General features: G+C 42.2%; 20 protein-coding genes. 8 read left to right on the forward strand and 12 right to left on the reverse strand.

The annotated features are described in order from the left end of the window. The first annotated feature begins 2 nt into the window (after window positions 1–2). Both G5T77_RS15210 and G5T77_RS15215 read left to right on the forward strand, forming a co-directional pair. Complete coding sequence (locus tag G5T77_RS15210; RefSeq protein WP_354667263.1) at window positions 3–374, forward strand: hypothetical protein; 372 nt, start codon at window positions 3–5, stop codon at window positions 372–374. Between the two features lie 62 nt (window positions 375–436). Continuing rightward, window positions 437–676: a hypothetical protein gene (locus tag G5T77_RS15215; protein WP_166138857.1), complete on the forward strand. Its 240-nt coding sequence runs from the start codon at window positions 437–439 to the stop codon at window positions 674–676. A 69-nt stretch (window positions 677–745) separates the two neighbouring features. Here the strand turns inward: G5T77_RS15215 and G5T77_RS15220 are convergent, their stop codons facing one another. The 5 genes from G5T77_RS15220 to G5T77_RS15240 all read right to left on the reverse strand — a co-directional run bounded on the left by G5T77_RS15220 (window position 746) and on the right by G5T77_RS15240 (window position 5,292). After that, window positions 746–1,387: a DUF2238 domain-containing protein gene (locus G5T77_RS15220; protein ID WP_166138859.1), complete on the reverse strand. Its 642-nt coding sequence runs from the start codon at window positions 1,385–1,387 to the stop codon at window positions 746–748. A 90-nt stretch (window positions 1,388–1,477) separates the two neighbouring features. Further along, the gene (gene purB / locus G5T77_RS15225) at window positions 1,478–2,866 is read right to left on the reverse strand and encodes an adenylosuccinate lyase (RefSeq protein WP_034703634.1); all 1,389 of its coding nucleotides are present in this window, start codon (window positions 2,864–2,866) and stop codon (window positions 1,478–1,480) included. A gap of 57 nt (window positions 2,867–2,923) precedes the next feature. Continuing rightward, window positions 2,924–3,655 (reverse strand): high frequency lysogenization protein HflD, encoded by a 732-nt coding sequence (hflD, locus tag G5T77_RS15230; protein ID WP_004782648.1) that lies wholly within the window; start codon window positions 3,653–3,655, stop codon window positions 2,924–2,926. Window positions 3,656–3,662: 7 nt separating this feature from the next. Continuing rightward, window positions 3,663–4,802 carry a tRNA 2-thiouridine(34) synthase MnmA gene (mnmA, locus tag G5T77_RS15235; RefSeq protein ID WP_034703632.1) on the reverse strand — a complete coding sequence of 380 codons (1,140 nt, stop codon included), beginning with the start codon at window positions 4,800–4,802 and terminating at the stop codon, window positions 3,663–3,665. A 4-nt stretch (window positions 4,803–4,806) separates the two neighbouring features. Further along, window positions 4,807–5,292: an NUDIX hydrolase gene (locus G5T77_RS15240; RefSeq protein ID WP_166138863.1), complete on the reverse strand. Its 486-nt coding sequence runs from the start codon at window positions 5,290–5,292 to the stop codon at window positions 4,807–4,809. A 271-nt stretch (window positions 5,293–5,563) separates the two neighbouring features. Between G5T77_RS15240 and G5T77_RS15245 the strand changes: the two genes are divergently transcribed. Next, window positions 5,564–7,498, forward strand: a complete 1,935-nt coding sequence (locus G5T77_RS15245; RefSeq protein WP_166138867.1) for an acyltransferase family protein — start codon at window positions 5,564–5,566, stop codon at window positions 7,496–7,498. Between the two features lie 66 nt (window positions 7,499–7,564). On the opposite strand, the gene G5T77_RS15250 is transcribed toward G5T77_RS15245, so the two are convergent. Beyond that, complete coding sequence (locus tag G5T77_RS15250) at window positions 7,565–9,148, reverse strand: ATP-binding cassette domain-containing protein (protein ID WP_166138871.1); 1,584 nt, start codon at window positions 9,146–9,148, stop codon at window positions 7,565–7,567. 357 nt (window positions 9,149–9,505) lie between these two features. Here G5T77_RS15250 and G5T77_RS15255 point away from each other — a divergent pair, with 357 nt between their 5' ends. Further along, window positions 9,506–10,021 (forward strand): DUF1543 domain-containing protein, encoded by a 516-nt coding sequence (locus G5T77_RS15255; protein ID WP_166138874.1) that lies wholly within the window; start codon window positions 9,506–9,508, stop codon window positions 10,019–10,021. A 39-nt stretch (window positions 10,022–10,060) separates the two neighbouring features. Here the strand turns inward: G5T77_RS15255 and G5T77_RS15260 are convergent, their stop codons facing one another. The 4 genes from G5T77_RS15260 to G5T77_RS15275 form a co-directional block, all read right to left on the reverse strand. Then, window positions 10,061–10,591: a gamma carbonic anhydrase family protein gene (locus G5T77_RS15260; RefSeq protein WP_166138877.1), complete on the reverse strand. Its 531-nt coding sequence runs from the start codon at window positions 10,589–10,591 to the stop codon at window positions 10,061–10,063. 103 nt (window positions 10,592–10,694) lie between these two features. Beyond that, window positions 10,695–11,843 carry a D-alanyl-D-alanine carboxypeptidase PBP5/6 gene (gene dacC, locus G5T77_RS15265; RefSeq protein WP_004782636.1) on the reverse strand — a complete coding sequence of 383 codons (1,149 nt, stop codon included), beginning with the start codon at window positions 11,841–11,843 and terminating at the stop codon, window positions 10,695–10,697. A gap of 128 nt (window positions 11,844–11,971) precedes the next feature. Further along, entirely contained in the window at window positions 11,972–12,352 is a 381-nt protein-coding gene (locus G5T77_RS15270; RefSeq protein ID WP_004782633.1) for a hypothetical protein, read from the reverse strand. Between the two features lie 159 nt (window positions 12,353–12,511). Then, the gene (locus tag G5T77_RS15275; RefSeq protein ID WP_166138880.1) at window positions 12,512–12,883 is read right to left on the reverse strand and encodes a hypothetical protein; all 372 of its coding nucleotides are present in this window, start codon (window positions 12,881–12,883) and stop codon (window positions 12,512–12,514) included. A gap of 108 nt (window positions 12,884–12,991) precedes the next feature. Between G5T77_RS15275 and surE the strand changes: the two genes are divergently transcribed. The 3 genes from surE (at window position 12,992) to G5T77_RS15290 (ending at window position 15,736) form a co-directional block, all read left to right on the forward strand. Next, window positions 12,992–13,768 (forward strand): 5'/3'-nucleotidase SurE, encoded by a 777-nt coding sequence (gene surE, locus G5T77_RS15280; RefSeq protein WP_166138883.1) that lies wholly within the window; start codon window positions 12,992–12,994, stop codon window positions 13,766–13,768. 107 nt (window positions 13,769–13,875) lie between these two features. Beyond that, the gene (locus G5T77_RS15285; RefSeq protein ID WP_166138886.1) at window positions 13,876–14,715 is read left to right on the forward strand and encodes a peptidoglycan DD-metalloendopeptidase family protein; all 840 of its coding nucleotides are present in this window, start codon (window positions 13,876–13,878) and stop codon (window positions 14,713–14,715) included. Window positions 14,716–14,806: 91 nt separating this feature from the next. Next, window positions 14,807–15,736 (forward strand): LysR family transcriptional regulator, encoded by a 930-nt coding sequence (locus tag G5T77_RS15290; RefSeq protein ID WP_166138888.1) that lies wholly within the window; start codon window positions 14,807–14,809, stop codon window positions 15,734–15,736. 57 nt (window positions 15,737–15,793) lie between these two features. On the opposite strand, the gene G5T77_RS15295 is transcribed toward G5T77_RS15290, so the two are convergent. Continuing rightward, window positions 15,794–17,005 (reverse strand): aspartate aminotransferase family protein, encoded by a 1,212-nt coding sequence (locus tag G5T77_RS15295; RefSeq protein WP_166138891.1) that lies wholly within the window; start codon window positions 17,003–17,005, stop codon window positions 15,794–15,796. Window positions 17,006–17,165: 160 nt separating this feature from the next. On the opposite strand from G5T77_RS15295, the gene grxD reads away from it, so the two are divergent. Then, a complete protein-coding gene (gene grxD / locus G5T77_RS15300; RefSeq protein WP_034702064.1) occupies window positions 17,166–17,507 on the forward strand; it encodes a Grx4 family monothiol glutaredoxin in 342 nt (113 codons plus the stop codon). Between the two features lie 85 nt (window positions 17,508–17,592). Here the strand turns inward: grxD and G5T77_RS15305 are convergent, their stop codons facing one another. After that, window positions 17,593–20,247 carry an ATP-binding protein gene (locus G5T77_RS15305; protein ID WP_166138894.1) on the reverse strand — a complete coding sequence of 885 codons (2,655 nt, stop codon included), beginning with the start codon at window positions 20,245–20,247 and terminating at the stop codon, window positions 17,593–17,595. Between the last annotated feature and the right edge of the window lie 102 nt (window positions 20,248–20,349).

Below are 20,349 nucleotides of genomic sequence, written 5' to 3' on the forward strand. Positions count from 1 at the left end.
AAGTGGTGGGAGTATGTCAATCTGAAGCGAAATTAACCACTGATGAATCAAAGAAGATGTTATTTTGGCTCAGCTTTCTTCCCGGCACTTCAATCTTTTTACTCTACGCATTTTTAAAGCCAGATGCTCCACCTGTGATTCCATCAGAGGACTGTGGCGTGATTCAATTTTACCAATTCAATGCTCGTCGGAGTGGTTACTTTGAGCGTGTCAGCATCCGCTTTGATGGTACTCAATATAATCGTCATCTATTTTTTGATAAGCATCTAAAGAAAATTCCTGAAGGTCATAAAGTCTGCTTTGAATATTTAGATAAGTTCAAATATCGGCATTTGGCAGAATCTAAGCTGGTTAAGTGGATTGAACCTTCATAAATATCAGCCATGGTTACTGCTCATCAGCTAAAATGCAGCATATTTCCATTAAGAGCAGAAAGATGGCCGTGGCTAAAGCATTTTTAGCAATCCAAAATTGTTACTTTAACTATGAATTTGAAGAACTGAATTTAGCGGATGATTTTCCTAAAGAGTTGCCTGTTTCTCTACGTGGAATCATGTACAGACATGAGATTCAATATCCTGATGCCACCTATTTTATTTATTACAGCGAAATATTGACGGGTAATGAATTGCAAAAAATGAAAGATGATTTTGTGCGCTATTATCCGCCTGCATAATGTCATGCGATAAATATCTTCCGGTTCATCATCTGAAAAATTAATTCACTTGTTTTCCAGAATTAAAGCTCACTTGGATGAGCTTTTTTGATGTGATACAAACAACATGAATCCACCCGTAAACATCGCACCGACTGTTGCGAGTAACATGTCTTTATGCGCGTCCCACATATCACCTTGCTGGCCATTATAGCTTTCAGCCTGTTCGGGTGATAAGCCAATGGCGATCAGCCATTCAATCCATTCATAAATCAGACTAGTCGCCATCACGAATTGAATGACTAAAAGAAAAATAGTGAATGGCTTTTGCTGGGGTAACCAGACCTGAAACAGTTGATAAAAAACAGGATAGAGCAACAGGCCAAAAACCAGATGTACAAAACGGTCAAACATGTTGCGAGACCAGCCCATGAGAGTATTTAGGTCAAAGCCAAACAGTGTCTGAATCCAGTCATTATAAGGTACATAAGAATACAGATAATGTGCTGCAACGATATGAATGAATAAAAACAGAATATACAGATTAAAACTAAGGAAACTCAGTCCGATTTTATACAGGCAGAAAGTCAGCATACCGATCATAAATATAGTACCGGTCTGATGCAGTAAATAGGATTGCATTTCTAAAGGTTGAATGCTGGCAACAATGATCGCAGCTACCAAAATTCCCAGGCTGATAAAATGTTTGCCGCTTAATCGATGATCCATCATCTTGTTATCTATCATTTTGTTTTAAAGTTGAAAATAATTATAAATAAAAAAGCGAAGCCGGAGCCTCGCTTTTGGTCTTAATTGTCTAAATTAGATTTTAGAAATTAAGTCTTTAATTTGTTTTGCTTGGTCAGCAGCATTACCTGTATAAGTTGCAGGTGTCATTTCAGCCAGACGCGCACGGTCTGCAGCAGGAACAGCTTCCAGCTCATTACCATTCACGAAGCTCACCATCATGTCACGAGTCATGGCTTGACCACGAGTAAGGGCTTTAAGTTTTTCGTATGGCTTTTCAACGTTGTAACGACGCATTACCGTTTGAATAGGTTCAGCCAGAACTTCTTGCGCGTGGTCAAGATCTTCAAGAATACGAGCAGCATTCAGTTCAAGTTTACCGATACCTTTTAAGCATGCTTCAAACGCGATTAAGCTTTGTGCAAAACCAACGCCCATGTTACGCAGAACAGTAGAGTCAGTCAGGTCACGCTGCCAGCGAGATACAGGCAGTTTTTCACCCAAGTGAGCCAATACAGCATTGGCAATACCCAAGTTACCTTCAGAGTTTTCGAAGTCGATTGGATTCACTTTATGCGGCATGGTTGAAGAACCCACTTCGCCTTCTTTCAGTTTTTGTTTGAAGAAGCCAAGAGAGATATAGCCCCAAACGTCACGGTTAAAGTCGATCAGAATCGTGTTGAAACGACGAAGCGCATCAAACAGTTCCGCCATGTAGTCATGTGGTTCGATCTGAGTCGTATATGGGTTGAAAGTCAGACCTAAAGATTCCACGAAAGCTTGAGAATGAGCAGGCCAGTTGATTTCTGGATAAGCAGAGTAGTGCGCATTGTAGTTACCTACAGCACCGTTGATTTTACCTAGCAGTTCAACATTTTTGAACTGTTTGATTTGACGAGCCAGACGGTAAGCCACGTTCGCCATTTCTTTACCCAAAGTGGTTGGGCTGGCAGTTTGACCGTGGGTACGAGACAGCATCGGCTGTTCAGCGTGAGTCTCAGCCAAAGCCACGATTGAATCGATAATTTGTTGCATAGATGCGATTAAAACATCACGGCCATTTTTCAGCATTAACGCATGAGACAGGTTATTGATGTCTTCAGAGGTACATGCAAAGTGAATGAATTCACCCGCATTTTTTAGCTCTTCAATCCCTGCAATTTTTTCTTTCAGGAAATACTCAACCGCTTTCACGTCGTGGTTTGTAGTACGTTCGATCTCTTTAATGCGGTTGGCATCTTCTTCAGAGAAGTTGGCAACGATGGCATCAAGTGCAGCATTGGTTTCAGATGAGAAAGCTGGCACTTCAGTGATTTCAGGACGGTTGGCAAGCGCTTGTAACCAACGCACTTCAACAGTCACACGAGCATGGATCAGACCAAACTCAGAAAGAAAAGGGCGCAGCGCATCACATTTGCTAGCGTAGCGTCCATCTAATGGAGAAAGTGCAGTTAAAGCGTTCATATCGATTCCCTAGATTTTGGAATTAAACGAAAAACGGTGCGCGTACAACAACATGGTTTAGATCACCTGAAACTGTAAGCGCGCGAGATTTTGGATATCCTGTAGCAGCTTGCGCTTGCCAAAAATCATGCCCCATGAACTGCCGCCAAGCTGACGCCATAAGTGCGCCATCTGCAGTCCAGTAAAGAGTGAAGCACGGATGCGGTTAGTATGACCGGAATCTTTAAAGGCTTCAGCATTGCCACGCACCATGATCCGCGGATTGATCTGGCCGGCGGTATCGACATAGGTTTGAGCGAGATTGGCAATGATGCTGGGGTGCATGTAATTGTTATCGAAGAAGGAGAGCTGTCTGAGGATTTTTTGCTGGGATTGTTCGATGATTTCAACAAACTTGGGATTACTATAGACCTTCTTTTCTAACTGAAGAAGTGCCATGGCATAAGACATTGGAAGCTTGGTCGATGAAAGTTTTGGAAGTCGGGATTTTGGGGAAGTATTAAAAGGTTGGGTAATGCTGCTCTCCAGGGTTTTTAAACCGAGGGAAATATCGGCCAGCTGATTAAAGAAGTCTAAGGTCTGGGCATTTAACTTGCCACTTGGACGGATATTTAAACTGGCTTTAATCAACTGTTCAAAATAGAAATTACCGCTTTCACCAATGCTTTGCTGTCCCGTCAATGCAGTCATATGCGTCAGCTGGGTGGCCTGAAAAACCCCCGCCAGCGCCAACGCACGATTTTGACGAACATTCAACGTTGTGGCTTGTTGAAACGGTAACTCCGTCATGCCGAAATCATCCTTTAATAAAATCAGGTTTAGGCGCATTGGTATGATGAATCACGCCACCACCTAAACAAACTTCACCTGAGTAGAATACAACGCTTTGACCTGGGGTCACAGCACGTTGCGACTCATCAAATTCAACACGAACACCGTTTGGTGTTTCTGGATCCTTGAAAATAGTACACGCTTGGTCAGGCTGACGGTAGCGGGTTTTTGCCGTACAGCGGAAACCTGATTCAGGAATATCCTGTTCACCGGCTACCCAGTCAATCGCTTCAGACCACAATATGGTACTTTGCATCAGTGGATGTTCATGACCTTGACCCACCACCAGACGGTTACCTTCAATATCTTTATGCAGTACAAACCAGGCACCTTCTTCAGCACCTTTCATACCACCAATACCGATCCCGCCGCGTTGACCGAGCGTATAGTACATTAAGCCGTGATGATCACCAACCTCTTTGCCATCTTCCAGCACGATTTTTCCAGGTTGAGCCGGCAAATATTGCTTCAGGAAGTCATTGAAGCGACGTTCACCGATAAAACAGATACCCGTAGAATCTTTTTTCTTGGCTGTAGCTAGACCTAATTCTTCTGCAATTTTACGGACTTGCGGTTTTTCAATTTCACCAACAGGGAACAGGGTCTTATTAATTTCACGACCATGAACTGCATGCAGGAAGTAAGTCTGGTCTTTATTATTGTCATAACCACGCAGTAATTGGGCATATTGCTCACCGCGTGAATTGGTCATGGTTTCGCCGCGACGACAGTAGTGACCGGTGGCAATAAAGTCAGCGCCGAGATTGATCGCATGATCCAGGAAGGCGCGGAATTTGATTTCCTTATTACACAAAATATCCGGGTTTGGGGTGCGGCCAGCAGCATATTCCGCCAGGAAATGCTCGAACACGCGATCCCAGTATTCCATTGCGAAGTTAGCAGTATGCAGTTTGATCCCGATCTTGTCGCAAACGGCTTGTGCATCGGCAAGATCTTCCATTGCCGTACAGTATTCTGTGCCGTCATCTTCTTCCCAGTTTTTCATGAAAAGACCTTCAACCTGATAACCCTGTTGAAGGAGGAGAGCTGCAGACACAGATGAGTCTACACCACCAGACATACCGACGATGACACGTTGTTGCATAGGATTAAGCATCCAAATTTGAAATTAAGGGAGAATTTTGGTGCTCGTAAATGAGCGATAAAGGATAGCGTTTGCCAGCTTGGGCATCCTGCACGGCTTTAATCACCAATGGGCTACGGGCACGTGCGGTTTCAACCAGTTCATCCAGCGTCATCCAGACTGCACCGACAATACCGGTATCCAGTTCAGCATTTTCATCATGGCTGATGGCTTCTGCTCTCAGGCAGAAACGGAAATAGGTACGATCCGGGAACATCGGTGGGGTATAGGTATAGATGCCGATCAGATCAGTGACATTAACCTGATAGCCGGTTTCTTCCATGGTTTCACGAATGGCTGCTTCGACAATGGTTTCACCTGCTTCAACATGGCCTGCTGGCTGATTAAATACGGTATGAGTGACACCTTCAGTATGTTCTTCAACGAAGAGGAATTTTCCATTATTTTCGACGACAGTTGCGACAGTGACGTGAGCAGTCCAAGCGGTCATAGAGGAGCACCATGGAATAAAAACTGTATTCTACAAAATTTAGGCGGCGGTGGCTATGTCGATACTCGGGATTTTAATTTAGATGATTAACAATAAAGGCATTTGGCGAAAAAGAAAGCGTAGAATATAATGGGTGCATAAAATACTAAAACAGTAATATCTGTATTCTACGCTTTAATATAAGAATTTGATTTAAAATATAATTTAATAAAAACTAGCAGTATTTCATAACAATTAAAATAAATAACACGCTTTATAGGACAGGACTCCAATGAAATTCAGAACAGACATCAATGGCCTCAGAGCAATTGCAGTGATTGCAGTCATGCTATTTCATTTTAATGCGGCCTGGCTGCCTGGCGGTTTTGTTGGGGTAGATGTCTTCTTTGTGATTTCAGGCTTTTTAATGACTGGAATCATATTTAAAGATTTAGAACATGAAAAATTTTCTATTCTGAAATTTTATGTGGCTCGTGCGAATCGGATTATTCCGGCTTTGGCCGCGCTGTGTCTGGTATTAATGATTTTTGGCTGGTTTTATCTGACACCTTTTGATTACAAGTTATTGGGTAAGCATGCAGCGAGTAGCATGACTTTTTTATCCAATATCAGTTACTGGAAGGAATCCGGTTATTTTGAGGCAGGCACTCACGAAAAGTGGTTATTACATACCTGGTCACTTTCCGTCGAATGGCAATTCTATATGATTTATCCGCTCGTTCTCATTGCCATGCGCAAGTTCATGTCCATCCAGACCATGAAATTTGTGCTGCTGGCAGGAACAATTTTAGGATTCATTCTATCTGTGATCGCTACCTACAAATGGCCAAATCCGGCTTATTTCCTGTTACCTACCAGAGCCTGGGAAATGATGATCGGGGGAATTGCTTATCTTTACCCTTTGAACTTGCAGGAAAATAAGAAAAGGTTGCTGGAAAGAACGGGATTGGCACTTATACTGGGGTCTTACTTCTTCATTTCAGCAGAAGATTTGTGGCCTGGCTATCTGGCAGTTTTTCCTGTTATCGGTACCTTCCTGATGATTCAGGCACATCAAAATGACAGCGTTATTACCAATAATATTGTATTTCAAAAACTAGGAGCCTGGTCTTATTCTATTTACCTCTGGCACTGGCCTTTGGTGGTGCTGATCTATATCTACTCATTGCCTGAGTATTATGTATATGCCGGAATAGCCCTTTCTATAATTCTGGGTTTTCTGAGCTACAAGTATATTGAGCAGATTAAATTACCTTCATATCACCAGTGGAAAGATGTTTATCGTATAAAACCACTTTATTTTTCTCTAGTGCTCATGAGCTTAGGAATTACTTTAAATATATTTAATGGTTTTAATACAGATCTGCGCCAAGGCGCAGCCTCAGAACAGGCAAAATTCTTAGATTATTATAATGAAAAATTCAAAAATTTAAGGGATGCGTACTGGCTGAAATGTGATACTTACGTGAGCCTGACTGAGCATAATAGTTATGATCCTGATCCGGTCTGTATCACGAAACAAAAGGAAGGCGGGGTGTTCTTATGGGGAGATTCTCATGCTGAAGCACTTTCTTTAGGGCTGAGGACATTACTGAAATCCAATGATATCCCTTTTTATCAGAAAACCTCTTCCATTTGCAGGGCATCGCTGACCGAGATTAACTATCATAAAGGGGCTTATAAAGAAGCCTGTGATTATTCCAATAAACTGGCACTAAAGAGCATCGCAGAACTGAAGCCCAAAATTGTGGTCATCACCCAAGCCTTGAAGCACGACGAAACCAATTGGGAAAATATCGGGAAAAGTTTACTTCAGCTTGGCGTATCCAATATCGTCATTGTGGGGCCAATTTCGCAATGGAAACCTTCACTTCCGAAAGTGATGGTGAAACCGAAAAACTGGAATAGTACTGAAGATTTTATATTTGATGCCGGACTGGATTTAAGAGCAGTTCAGGTAGACGAGAAAATGAAAAAATTACAATATCCTCAGGGGGTTACTTATATATCCCTCATTGATCATTTATGTAAAAAAGATGATGTTCAGCAGCAATACAAATGTCGGATTCGTGCAGCTCAAGGAGAAGATCTGCTTCAGGTGGATTATGGTCACTTAAGTGAATCAGGCTCTCTATTTGTAGGGAATACCATACTGTCAAAATACTTATTAAATTTATATTCTCAGGGTGTGACTACAAAACAATAAGCTTATTTCCCGTGATTGATCAGCCACCCATTGAGGTGGCTTTTACATATATAAGTTTAATGAAAATTATTCATTCATATTGAATACTTCAGTGATCTCGCAATCACGCACAAACTGTTCATCGTGTGAAACTAAAATTACAGCGCCTTTATAAGACCGAATTGCACTTGCCAGCAAAGCTTTAGACTCAATATCCAGATGATTTTCTGGCTCATCCAATAATAAAAGTTCGGGTTGAGGGGAGACCTGGCTAAGACCTAATAACGCCACTTTCAGCTTTTCACCACCACTTAACTGAGACAAAGGATAAGTACCTTTATCACCACGAATTCTGAGTTGGCCTAATAAATTACGCCATTCCACTTCCGGAATATCGGGATTCATCTGCCTTAAATTTTCAATTGTACTTAATGTCTCATTGAGAAAACTAAAATTTTGATCCAGATAAAAACAGTTTCGTGCCAGAAAGATTTGATCCAAAGGTTGCTGCTTTTGTTGGGCGATCAGTTTCAGCAAAGTGGATTTACCAATTCCGTTTCGGCCTATAATATGGATCTTTTCAGCTGCACTTAAAGCAAGATTCACAGGCTGTGGAGTACCACAAGGAAGCTTTAACTCTTTAACCCGCAGAATTTCACCAGACTGTGGTTTAAGGTCTGGAAATTGAAATAGCTGAGGTTTTATCTTTTCGAGTTGCTGCTTTTGAAATTTTAACTCAGATTGTTCATTCAAAATTTGCCGTTGGTGCTGTGCCTGAACTTTACCTATACTTTGACCAGCCTGTTCTTTTTTAAAGTCTAAAAGCACTTTGGCTTGGGAATTCGAATCACGTAATTTGTTTCCGGCACGTTCCCGCTTTTGTGCTTTCATTAAAACGTCATGCTGCTTGTGCTTCATCTGTTTAATATCACGCTGACTCTGCTGAATTGACTGTTCGAGTGAAGTGACATTTTTCTGATACTGTTCAAAAAACTCCGCATAGTTTCCAGTAAAGTGCTGTAATCCATGCTCATTTAAATAATAAATATGATCAACCTGATCTAGTAAAGTCCGGTCATGACTAATGATCAACGCACCAGCAGGATGTAACTTTAAATACTCTATTAACCATGTCCGTGCTTCACGATCCAGATGGTTGCTTGGCTCATCCAGCAATAAATAATATTCAGGCTTTAAGAACAAGCTACATAAAGCAAGTTTGGTCTTTTGGCCCTCACTCAAATATTGCACAGGAAAGTCCAGATCGGTGGGTAATTGTGCTGAGCTCAACAGTTGCTGCCATTCATGCGGTAAATGCCAACTATCCTCAAGTAGCTCATAATCCTCGAAACTGGCTGTACCATGTTCAACATTTTTAAAAGCACGATGTAATTGACTTACTTCGAGTGCTTCAGCAATTGTGGCTGCCTTTAACCGATGCAATTGTGGTAGATAGGCATGATGCATTTGCCAGGAAACTTGACCTGAGCAATGTGGAGAAGAATGCTGAGCCTGATACAAAAGCTGCATGAGCAAAGACTTACCTTGTCCATTACGGCCAATTAAAGCGCTGACCTGAGCTTTAGGAAGGGTAAAATTTAAATTCTGAAATATGACTTTGGACGGGAATTCTAAAGTCAGACTGGATATTACACATGCCTGTTGAGTCATAAATAACCTCATAAATACAGGATGCACAAAATAAACAAGAGATTTTTTCTAGAAAAGATCAAGCCAGACGATCTATTTTGCACATCAATCTAAAAATAATCGTTGATGAGAAAAATAGACTTACTTCATTGGCGTGACTCACTTATAAGAGAAGGGGAATTTGGACCTTATTTTAATACAAATAAGCTTGCTTAAAAATAGATCAAATTAGGATTTTTTCATCCCTTGTATTGAGGCTGATTTAAGTAAATTTCAGGATTTTAAAATATGAGATGATTGACTTGAAGTTGAACGAGTAAGTTTCATTTACACTATGCGGATAAAGTTTTCTCTATTTTACTTTTAAAGGATTTTTTTATGTCTGAACTCAAGCTCTATATTGCTTTATTGGGTGGCAAGCATGAAAAAGCCAATGTAGAAGTACATGATGTAATTCCGGTCATTAGTTCAGATATTAAGACAGCTTTCCCATATTTGAAGCAGCAATGGTTTGGTGTGCAAAAAGGTCTGCATGTCGATGGCTGGATGATGATCAATGGTGTTAGCTATCAGGATCTGAATTATCAGGTTCAGGTGACGGACACACCTGTAAAACAGGATTTAAAATTATTCCTGATCAATCTGGGTGCTTATGTGCCAGATCAGTTTGGTGAAATCCATAAATATCTGGTAGTTGCTGCTAAAAATAAGACTGAAGCTAAAGCACAAGGCAAGCTGGCCATTGAAAAGACCTGGTTTAAACCTCATACCGATGCCGTGATTGATGTGGATGATTGCTTAGAGCTGAACAAGATTGACCAGAAATTTGTGTATCTGGTAGAGGGAGACTTTGAAGCCAATAGTTTTAAGAATGATTATGTGGTTATTCCTTAATTAAGATAAGGCTACGTAAAGTAGCCTTAGTTTGTCGATTTATTTGTAATGGCCTGAGACTTTCACATAGTTTTGTGCTGAATAAGGCAAGAAAGCTATTTCCTTTTCAGTCAGTGGACGCACTTTTTTGACTGGACTGCCTACATACAAGTACCCACTTTCTAATACCTTATTCGGTGGTACCAGTGAACCTGCTCCAATCATCACATCATCTTCAACAATTACATCATCGAGAATAATTGTACCGATACCCACTAAAACACGATTACCGATGGTACAGCCATGTAATTTTACATGATGACCAATCGTGACATCTTCACCAATGATCAGTGGTGAACCTTCAGGTTTATCCGCTTTTTTATGACTCACATGCAACATGGAATGATCCTGTACATTCGAGTTCTTGCCAATACGAATATGATTCACATCACCACGAATGACAGCAAAAGGCCACACAGATACATTTTCGCCTAAAACAACATCACCTACGATCACCGCCATCGGATCGATATAACAGGAGTCAGCGACTTGCGGGCGAGTATCCAGATAAGGGCGAATGTTTTGGCTCATGTCAGTATCATCCTGAAAGTTTATAAGCATTATAAAATAAAAAAGCACACATTCGATGAATGTGTGCTTTGGCTTTAGTCGGAGCTAATATTGATAATAAATATTAGAACAGGTTGCTAAAGAATTGTTTGATATGATCCAGCATACGGGCAAAGAAACCAGCTTCTTCAACTGCTTTCAGTGCAACAAGTGGTTTCTCAGCAATTACTTTACCGTTTAAAGTCGCCACATATTTACCTACGACTTGACCTGGTTGTAAAGGCGCAGTCAGTTTAGGCTGAACGACCAATTGAGTCTTGATGGCATTGGCCTGACCTTTAGGCATAGTCACGTTAAAGTTTTCTGCAAGACCGATCTGAACTTCATTTTCCTTACCAAACCAGACTTTAGATTTGGCTAGAACCTGTTTAGCAGGCTGAACATTTTTGGTTTCAAAGTTCGCATAACCCCAAGCCAGAAGTTCACGTGTTTGCGACGCACGTTCATTCATGGTTGGTGCACCAAAAATTACTGAAATCAGACGAGTCGGACCACGTTTAGAAGAAGTCGTTAAGCAGTAACCGGCTTCATCGGTGTGACCAGTTTTCAAACCATCTACACTTGGATCAGTATAGAGCAGGGCATTACGGTTGCCTTGCTTAATCCCGTTAAAAGTAAACTCTTTTTCAGAGTAGATTGGATAGTATTTTGAACTGTCTTTGATGATGTGCTGAGCCAAAGTTGCCATATCTTTCGCAGTCGAATAATGGCCTTCAGCTGGCATACCAGTCGAGTTGATGAAGCTGGTATTGGTCATGCCGATCCGTTTCGCTTCCTGGTTCATCATATGTGCAAAGGTACCCTCGTTCCCTGCAATATGTTCAGCCATCGCTTTAGACGCATCATTACCAGACTGGATAATAATCCCGCGCAACATTTCTAGTGCAGTCGCCGTACCGTTTAAAGGCACATACATACATGATTCTGCACTGCTACCACGGCACCATGCAGATTCATTCATGCGAACCTGTTCATCTTCAGTCAGCTCACCACTTAATAACTTCTGCTCGATGATGTAACTGGTCATCATCTTGGTCATTGAAGCAGGGGCTAATTTTTCATTTTCATTTTTTGATGCGAGAATTTGCCCTGTCTCGTAGTCCATTAGCACATAAGATTTATTATTCAATTCTGGTGGTGCAGATAAGACAGTTGCTGCAAAGCTAAAACTAGGAATTAATAATAATGCAGCAAGGGCAGTTTTTTGGGTCATTTCTAGTGGGTTCCAATATCTTGATGTAAGCACGAAGAGCCTAGCATTTTAGGACAAAGCTAGGCTGACTTCTATGGGAAACCCGGGGTTATTTCAAAAGTATTGTAAGCAATCACTCAAAAAGTGGATTATTTACTGTAGCTCACCAACTCATTGCAAATGGCCTGATTCTTTTTCTTGCCAGCCTTTTTGGCATCGCTCTGTGCTTCAGCCAGAATGTTACGGAAATCTGACTGTTTTACCATCTGGTTCAGGCGTTCTACCGGATTTTTTTGGCCCGGTAGATATTCAGTCACCAACTGATTATAACCCTGATTGAATTTTGCTTTGTCTTTGACCATGCTTGGGCAAATTTCAGAAAGGACATAAATTGCAGCCAATTCTTGCTTGGTGATTTCCTGGCTCGGGGTGACTTCAATATTTTCATTTGCTGCATAAACCGAGCTTCCCCAAAGTGTCATACCAGCAACAACAGATAAACTTAAACTTTTAATTAATGTATGTTTCATCAAAAAACTCAAAAATTACATGTAGAACAATAATTTGTTAGCTTAAAGATATTTTCAAAATTGAAAAGAGGGGAAATGTAGTGAAGCTGTAGAATTATGAAGAAATGTGTAAGAGAAAAAAGACGATGCTGGCATCGTCTCATTTCAGTGAGAAAGACTTTATTCCTGATAGGCTAAAACGTCTTCACACGCTGTTTTTTGTTCGTCTTTTGCAGTCTGTTTTGCACCTTGACGCGCTTCTTCAAGCACAGTCTTATATTCACTGTCTGCCTGAAGTTTTTGATAGGTCATCGATTTGTCTGAGTATTCTTTTAGATAAGATTGAATCAGCTGCTGAATCGTTGTATCGAATTTTGCATTCTGACCAATAATGCCTGGGCATACTTCAATCATTACCTGTGCAGACGCAACATCTTCTTTCACGATCATGTCATTTTCTTCAGCTGTCAAATCATTGGCAATAACTGCAGGAGAAACAAAAGTTGCCAAACTTAAAGCCAAAGCACCCCAAAGAGAGAATTTTTTCATCATCTTAAGCCATATGTATTAATGGATATCGTGCTACAAATATATATAATTCCTGAACTAATACAATGAAATGTCCTAGCGAGTCATTTTTTTGCTCAACGAGATTTTGCAGTGAATATATTAATTTCCAATGATGATGGCGTTTTTGCACCGGGTATACAGGCACTGGCGCAGGCCTTGAGACCTTTAGGACGCGTTGTGGTTGTAGCTCCAGAAAGTGAACGTAGCGGATTTTCCAGTGCACTGACTTTAGACCGACCATTAAGACCGATCCAGATTTCTCCCGATGTATGGGCAGTGAATGGTACGCCGGCTGACTGTGTCTATCTGGCCATGAATGGCTTATTTGATGTTGAATTCGATCTGGTGGTCAGCGGCATTAACAGTGGCGCCAATCTGGGAGATGATGTGCTGTACTCAGGGACGGTGGGTGCCGCATTTGAAGGTCGGCTGGCCAAACAACCTGCATTAGCAGTTTCTCTATGTGGGCAAAACGTTCGATCTTATACCTCACCAGAAGAGTATCGCATCGCAGCGCAATGGGTGCATGATTTTATTGCGGCAGGTTTGCCAACTTTGCCTGAGCGTCATATTTTTAATGTGAATATTCCTGATGTGGCTGAGCTGAAAGGAGCTAAAGTGACCTTTCAGGGACGCCGTAGCCAGTCCAAGCCGATTACCAGTCATGTAGATCCACGTGGTCGCCAGGTTTACTGGATTGGGCTATCGGGTGAAGCAGTCGCAATGCCAAAACATAAAGGAACTGAAATCGAGTCAGACTTTTTTGCAATTGCCAATGGCTATGTAAGCGTGACGCCAATTCAGATGGATGCTACAAACTATGACACACTTCACACTTTGCAAGCCCAGATTCTAAATAAAATCTAATGAATGTTATAAGTTTGTGAAAAATGAAAGCTTACAAGTATATTGTAGTAAAACTTTGCTAATCTTACTGGGTTTTTGCAACCGTATAGATGTTAGAGAGGAAGATAATGTCCTTGGTGTCACCGAAATACTTCATTCATGCTTCACCATCCAGCTTCATCAAAACTCTGGTTTTGTCCACTGTGGTTGTTTCCACATTGATTATTACTGGTTGTGCCACTAAACCTCAGGTCAATAATATGACCCGCTATGCCGCAGCGCCTGACTTCTATACGGTACGCTCTGGGGATACTTTGAGTGGCATTGCTGCACGTTATGGTCTGAGCTATATCAGTGTGGCAGAGATGAATGATATTGCTCCACCGTATCGTATTTATGTGGGTCAGTCGATTCGCCTGAAAAATAACACTACTGCTCGCCGTACTACAGCGACTCAACCTGTTACCCAAGCTGCGCCGATTCAGCGTCAAACGATTGCGATTCCAGCGCCAACCACTCCCGCTCCAACAACTGTTAAGACTACGCCAAAACCTGCCACCACTACTTCTGCACCGATTACCCCAGTATCGACAGCAGCGGGATTACGTTGGGTCAAGCCATCAAATGGTCCGGTATTACAAAACTATGATCTGGCTGCAAATATCAAAGGTACCCGTTATGGCGGTAATGTCGGAGATCCGGTCTTTGCTGCAGCAGATGGGCAGGTGGTATATGCAGCAGATGGTCTGAAGGAATACGGTAATCTGGTACTAGTTAAACATATTAATGGCTATATCACGGCTTATGCGCATAACAGTAAATTAAGCGTGAAAAGTGGCCAAAATGTAACGGCTGGTCAAAAAATTGCCGAGATGGGGGCGACTGGTACAACCCGCACTATGCTTGAGTTTCAGGTTCGCTTAGACGGAAAACCGATTAATCCAACAGCAGTTTTACCAAATAATTAAATAAATAATGCAAAACGTAAATTTCACCGTATAATACAATGAGTTGCTTTTATCAAAAGATGAAGCATCTCATAAGTTTAGAGGGGAATTTATGTTAGATCAACTTCGAGCAATGGGTGTCTTTGCTTGTGTTGTGGAAAAGAACTCGTTTAGCGGTGCTGCACGTGAGCTAGGGATTACAACCAGCGCCGTGAGTCAACAAATTCGCTCTTTAGAACAGGATATGGAAGTTGTACTTCTAAATCGTTCTACGAGAAAATTAAGTCTGACCGAAGCGGGACAAGCTTTTTTTCACAGCTGCCAGGAAATGTTATCTGCTGCTGAGCGTGGAAAGGTTCGCATTAACGAGTTACGTGACGATCTTGTTGGTGAACTTCGTATTGTATCCTTACCGGAAGTGTGTGCGAATCATGTGATTCCTGCACTTTCTCACTGGATGTCCGCACACCGTGGCCTGATAGTCCACCTGGAAACAAACAATCATGAGGTTGATTTGTTGGAAGGGCGTATTGATATTGCCCTGCGATTTGACCAGAACGATGATGACCACAACCTTCAGGTTGTGCCATTAATGCAGATTGAACAGATTCTTGTTGCTGCGCCAAGCTATATTAACCAGACCGCAATTATCTCGCGTCCTGAAGACCTGAAACACCATGATGTTTTGCCTTTAACGCATATTAAAAATCATCAGAATTTCAGTTTTCAACATGTGCATAGCGCAGAAAAGGTCGACTTTGAACTAAGCTCACGCTTTAGTACCAATAACAGCCTGGTTGCAAAAGCCATGTGCCTGCAAGGCAATGGGGTTGCCAAGATTTTATATCTTGATGTTAAAAAAGATTTATTAAATGGTTCACTGATTGAAGTCTTGCCTGAATGGAAACTTCCGCCAGTCACCCTTTATGCAGTTATGTTTAATCGAGAACAGCAACCGACTAAAGTCCTGCGCTGTCTGGATACATTGAAACAATATTTTAGCCAGATCTCTGGTGGACGTTTGTTACAAGTCGCATCGTAAATTCCCTATAAACAAAAAAGCCGCTTTAAAGCGGCTTTTTTGTTTTTCAAGATAGGTTTAAGCAAGATAAGCTTTGATCATTTTCACTAAACGTTCGATCAGTTGATCAGCCTGTTCCTGAGTAATGTTCAGGGTAGGCAACAGACGAACAACATTACCTGCAGTCACGTTGATAATGGTTTTGTACTCATCGCGTGCAATATCCACCAGCTCACCACAGTCTTTAGGCAACTCAATCCCGATCATCAGGCCGAAACCACGTACAGTCACTTGATGATCTGCAAGCTGGCTACGTAACTGCTCAACAATATATGCACCTTTTTCAGCGGCATTAGCCACGATATTTTCTTTTTGCATAATATCGATGATGGTATAAACCACGCGTGAACCCAGTGCAGTACCGCTATAAGTCGAACCGTGGTTCCCCGCAGTTAAAACACCGACACCACGACCTTGAGTCATCACGGCACCAATCGGGAAGCCATTGCCTAGACCTTTAGCAGTCGTCAATACGTCGGGCACAATATTGGTGTGCTGATAAGCAAAATATTTACCGGTACGGCCATTACCTGTTTGTACTTCATCCAGCATCATCAACCAGTTGTGCTGATTACAGATCTGACGGATTTCTTCCAGGTAACTAAAGCCTTGCGGTGCTGTATTGACACCACCTTCACCCTGGATCGGTTCAACCAGAATAGCCACGATATCCGGATGGTTAATTGCTGCTTCTTCGATAGCTTCAATATCGCCAAAAGGTACACGAATAAAGCCTTCAACCAATGGGCCAAAGCCTTGTTGAACTTTTTTGTTACCCGTTGCAGACAGGGTTGCCAGCGTACGGCCATGGAAAGACTTGTCGGCTACAATAATTTTTGGTGTTGCAATGCCTTGCATATGACCGAATTTACGCGCAATTTTGATCGCACCTTCATTCGATTCTGCACCACTGTTGGAGAAGAAAACTTCTTCCATGCCAGCGACTTCAGCCAGTTTCTGTGCTGCAGCAGTTTGCCAAGGCACTTCAAACAGGTTGCTGGTATGAATCAGGGTTGCAGCCTGTTCCGCAATTGCTTCAGCAATCACTGGATGAGCATGACCCAAACCGCAAACGGCGATCCCTGTTAAGGCATCTAAATACTCTGTACCATCTTCGGTATAAAGATATGCACCTCGTCCTCGGACAAAGCTGATCGGTTGACGACCAAAGACTGGCATCAAATGTGAAGGTTGATCAGTTTGTACCGGAGCGAGGGTAATATTGTTCATGACTAACTCTTTACTGTTAGGTGGAAAGAAAAACTTATATAAGCAAAAACTTGGTCAGATTTAAAGAGTAATTGTAAATAAAAATGGATTTATTACTTTAGACGTACTGTTTTTCTCTGTTTTGGGTATAATGCGAGACAGATTAGTTGAGGATTTATCAATGACTGAACAAGCACGCGATACCGAAGCGTTAATTCGTGACCAAATTGCCAAGCACGCAGTACTTCTTTATATGAAAGGCACACCACAATTTCCACAATGTGGTTTTTCTGCACGTGCGGTAGAAGCACTCAGTCAAATTGGTCGTCCATTTGCTTATGTTAATATTCTGGAAAACCCGGATATTCGTGCAACTCTGCCACAAATTGCGAACTGGCCGACATTCCCACAACTTTGGATCAATGGTGAATTGATCGGTGGTAGTGACATCATGCTCGAAATGTTCCAAAAAGGTGAATTACAGCCTTTAGTAGAGCAATACAGTCCAGCACCTGAAGCTTAATCCTTGGATTAAACTGATAGATGTGAAAAAGCGCTTCCGAGAGAAGCGCTTTTTTTATGGGTGAATAGTGAGGCAGGGGGCAGAATTAATCTTCTGCCTGCTGACCCTCAGATTTTTCTAGTTCTTTTGATTCAGCAACCAAGGCCTCAGCTAAGGTATCTGGATCGGTCAGAACTTCCTTTATAGGCGCCTTATCTTTTTTCTTTTTCTTCTTTTTTTTCTTTTTCTTAGGTTCTTCCTCAAACTCGGCACCATCTTCAATGGCTTGCCAGTATTCGAGTTGTTCCATCACAGCAGCAAAGATCGAGTTTTTGCTATAACGGCCTTTCTTGTCCATAGTCCCGACCGGACGTGCCATCAGGATTTCCAAAGCCTGCGCGATATTATCAATGGCATGAATATGGAATTGACCATCTTCGACTGCAGCAATGACATCTTTACGTAACATCAGATGCTGCATATTTTGTCGTGGAATAATCACACCCTGCTTACCTGTCAGGCCTTGCAACTTACAGGCATCGAAGAAACCTTCAATTTTCGCATTAACTCCACCAATCGGTTGTACCTGACCAAGCTGGTTCATAGAACCGGTAATCGCCCAGGACTGGTCAATCGGTAACTGACTAATCGCAGAAATCAGCGCTGAAAGTTCGGCGACTGTCGCGCTGTCACCATCCACCTGACCATAGCTTTGTTCGAAAGCTAAAGCGGCAGAGAAGTGCAGGGTCTGTTCACGACCAAAATGGGCTTTTAGAAAGGAGGCCATCAATAGCACGCCCTTAGCATGCAAAGAACCGCCAAGTTCTACGCTGCGTTCGATATCCAGAATATCACCGCCACCTTGATATACAGAAGCAGTTAAGCGTGAAGGTAGACCAAATTCAACATCTGCATAATGAATCACAGACAGCGCATTGATTTGGCCTAGACGATGACCGCGAGTTTCAATCAGTTGAGTGCCACGGGTCAGATCTTGCCAGAATAGCTCACGTAAATAGCCTAAGCGATATTTACGATGATCCAGTGCGGTATTGATATGCTTTTCTGACACCATCTTATCACCCGCTTCGAATGCATGATGATGCGCTTCACGAATCAGGTCGCCCAGCGTCAATGCATGCAGTGACAGGGAACTCTGATCTTCAGCCTGACGGCTTGAATCGGTCAGCAGGGCAGATAATGCAGAACGGTCAAAAGGTAATAATTTATCTGATTGCACATAGTCAGCAATCAGCTGCATATAGGCTTGCTCATTTTCATCATTACGTTGCAGGGTGTCGGTAAAATCGGCACGGATTTTAAAGATACTGCCTAGTTCTGGTTCAAGTTCCAGAATTTCATAATAAATTTCTGGCTCTGCCAGCAGCACCACTTTGATATTCAGCGGAATAGAAGCTGGTTCAATGGAAATGCTACCGGTGAGAGTCAGCATATGCTCTAAAGATGAAAGCTTGAGATGCCCAGATTTCAGGGCACGTTTCAGACCTTGCCATGCATATGGCTGTTCCAGTAATTGTTCAGCTTCAAGCATCAGGAAACCGCCATTGGCATTATGCAAGGAGCCGGGACGGATCAGTGTGAAATCTGTAGTAATCGTACCATTTTGGGTCAACTGTTCCACATGACCCAATAGATTGTAATGCGTCGGGAAATCTTCAAAAATAACGGGTGCACCGCTATTTGGCTTATGGGTGACAATCACATTGGCCTGGAAGCGCGCTGGTACGCGGCTAAACTGGGCAGGGGTAAAATCATCTTCTTCCTGTTCTAATACAATTTCGACATTATTAATAATGTCTTCAGCATATTGCTTCAGATATTGTTCCAGACCTTCGACATGCTTGAATTTAGTCAGCATCTGCTCAACGCGTGGCATGACTACCTGTTTAGCGATATCACGGTTCAATACTTGAACACGGTCACGCGCATCATCTTCCAGGTCACCCAAATGAAGTCCCAGGCGTTCCAGTTTCTTGTCCATGTAACGCATGTTAGAAGCAATCTCAGCACGATCTTTATTGCTTAAAGCATTCAGATCTTCCTGAGACATTTCCTGTACTTTGTCATCTTTCAGATGAATTGGCACAAAACAATGTTCATCATTGCGGGAAATCAGTTTCAGATCGAGTTCTTCACCTTCACGGGTTAGTTCGATCAAGGCGAGTTGCTGTTCATCACCCGTTTCCTGGCGAATCATTTCAATCCGGTTGTGATAGCTTTCCGCAGTAAAACGGCGCTCCAGCTGTTTTAGAATGGATTGCCAGCTTTGATGCAGCATCGCCTGAAACTTGGGCCCCTGACCGGCTGGAAATTCCAGTGCGATAGGCTGACGAGGATTCTGAAAATTATTGACGTAGACCCAGTCATTTGGCGTTTGCATGGTTTTGGCATGTTGCTGCAACAAACGCTTCACCATAGTGCGTTTGCCGAGTCCAGCTGTACCCACGGCAAAGATGTTATAGCCTGAATATGGCAGGGCAATACCGGCTTCAACCGAAGCACGGGCACGGTCCTGGCCTAGAAAATTATTTAAAGGCTTGATTCGCTTGGTCGATGCCGGGATTTTATCCGGATCGGCAATACGCGTCAGTTGTGCCGGTTTCAGGCATGTCTTTTCAAGGGTTGGTGTAATTTCGCTTTGTTCAAAGGCTGAGATAAGTAGGTCGGAGCTGATGTTTTGTTGAGATATAGTTGTATTACTTGAAATTGAAGAATAAATTTGATCGAGTCTCTGAGTCACTGTTGAAAGTCCAAAACGAAATATGACGTGGATAAGGTTTAAGGTATACAGATTTACTTGAAAAATTCAAGCCAACATGTCAGTTTTGCCACAAAATAAAAA

This window comes from Acinetobacter sp. GFQ9D191M (assembly GCF_011174875.1).
In the GTDB taxonomy this organism is placed as follows: Bacteria; Pseudomonadota; Gammaproteobacteria; order Pseudomonadales; family Moraxellaceae; genus Acinetobacter.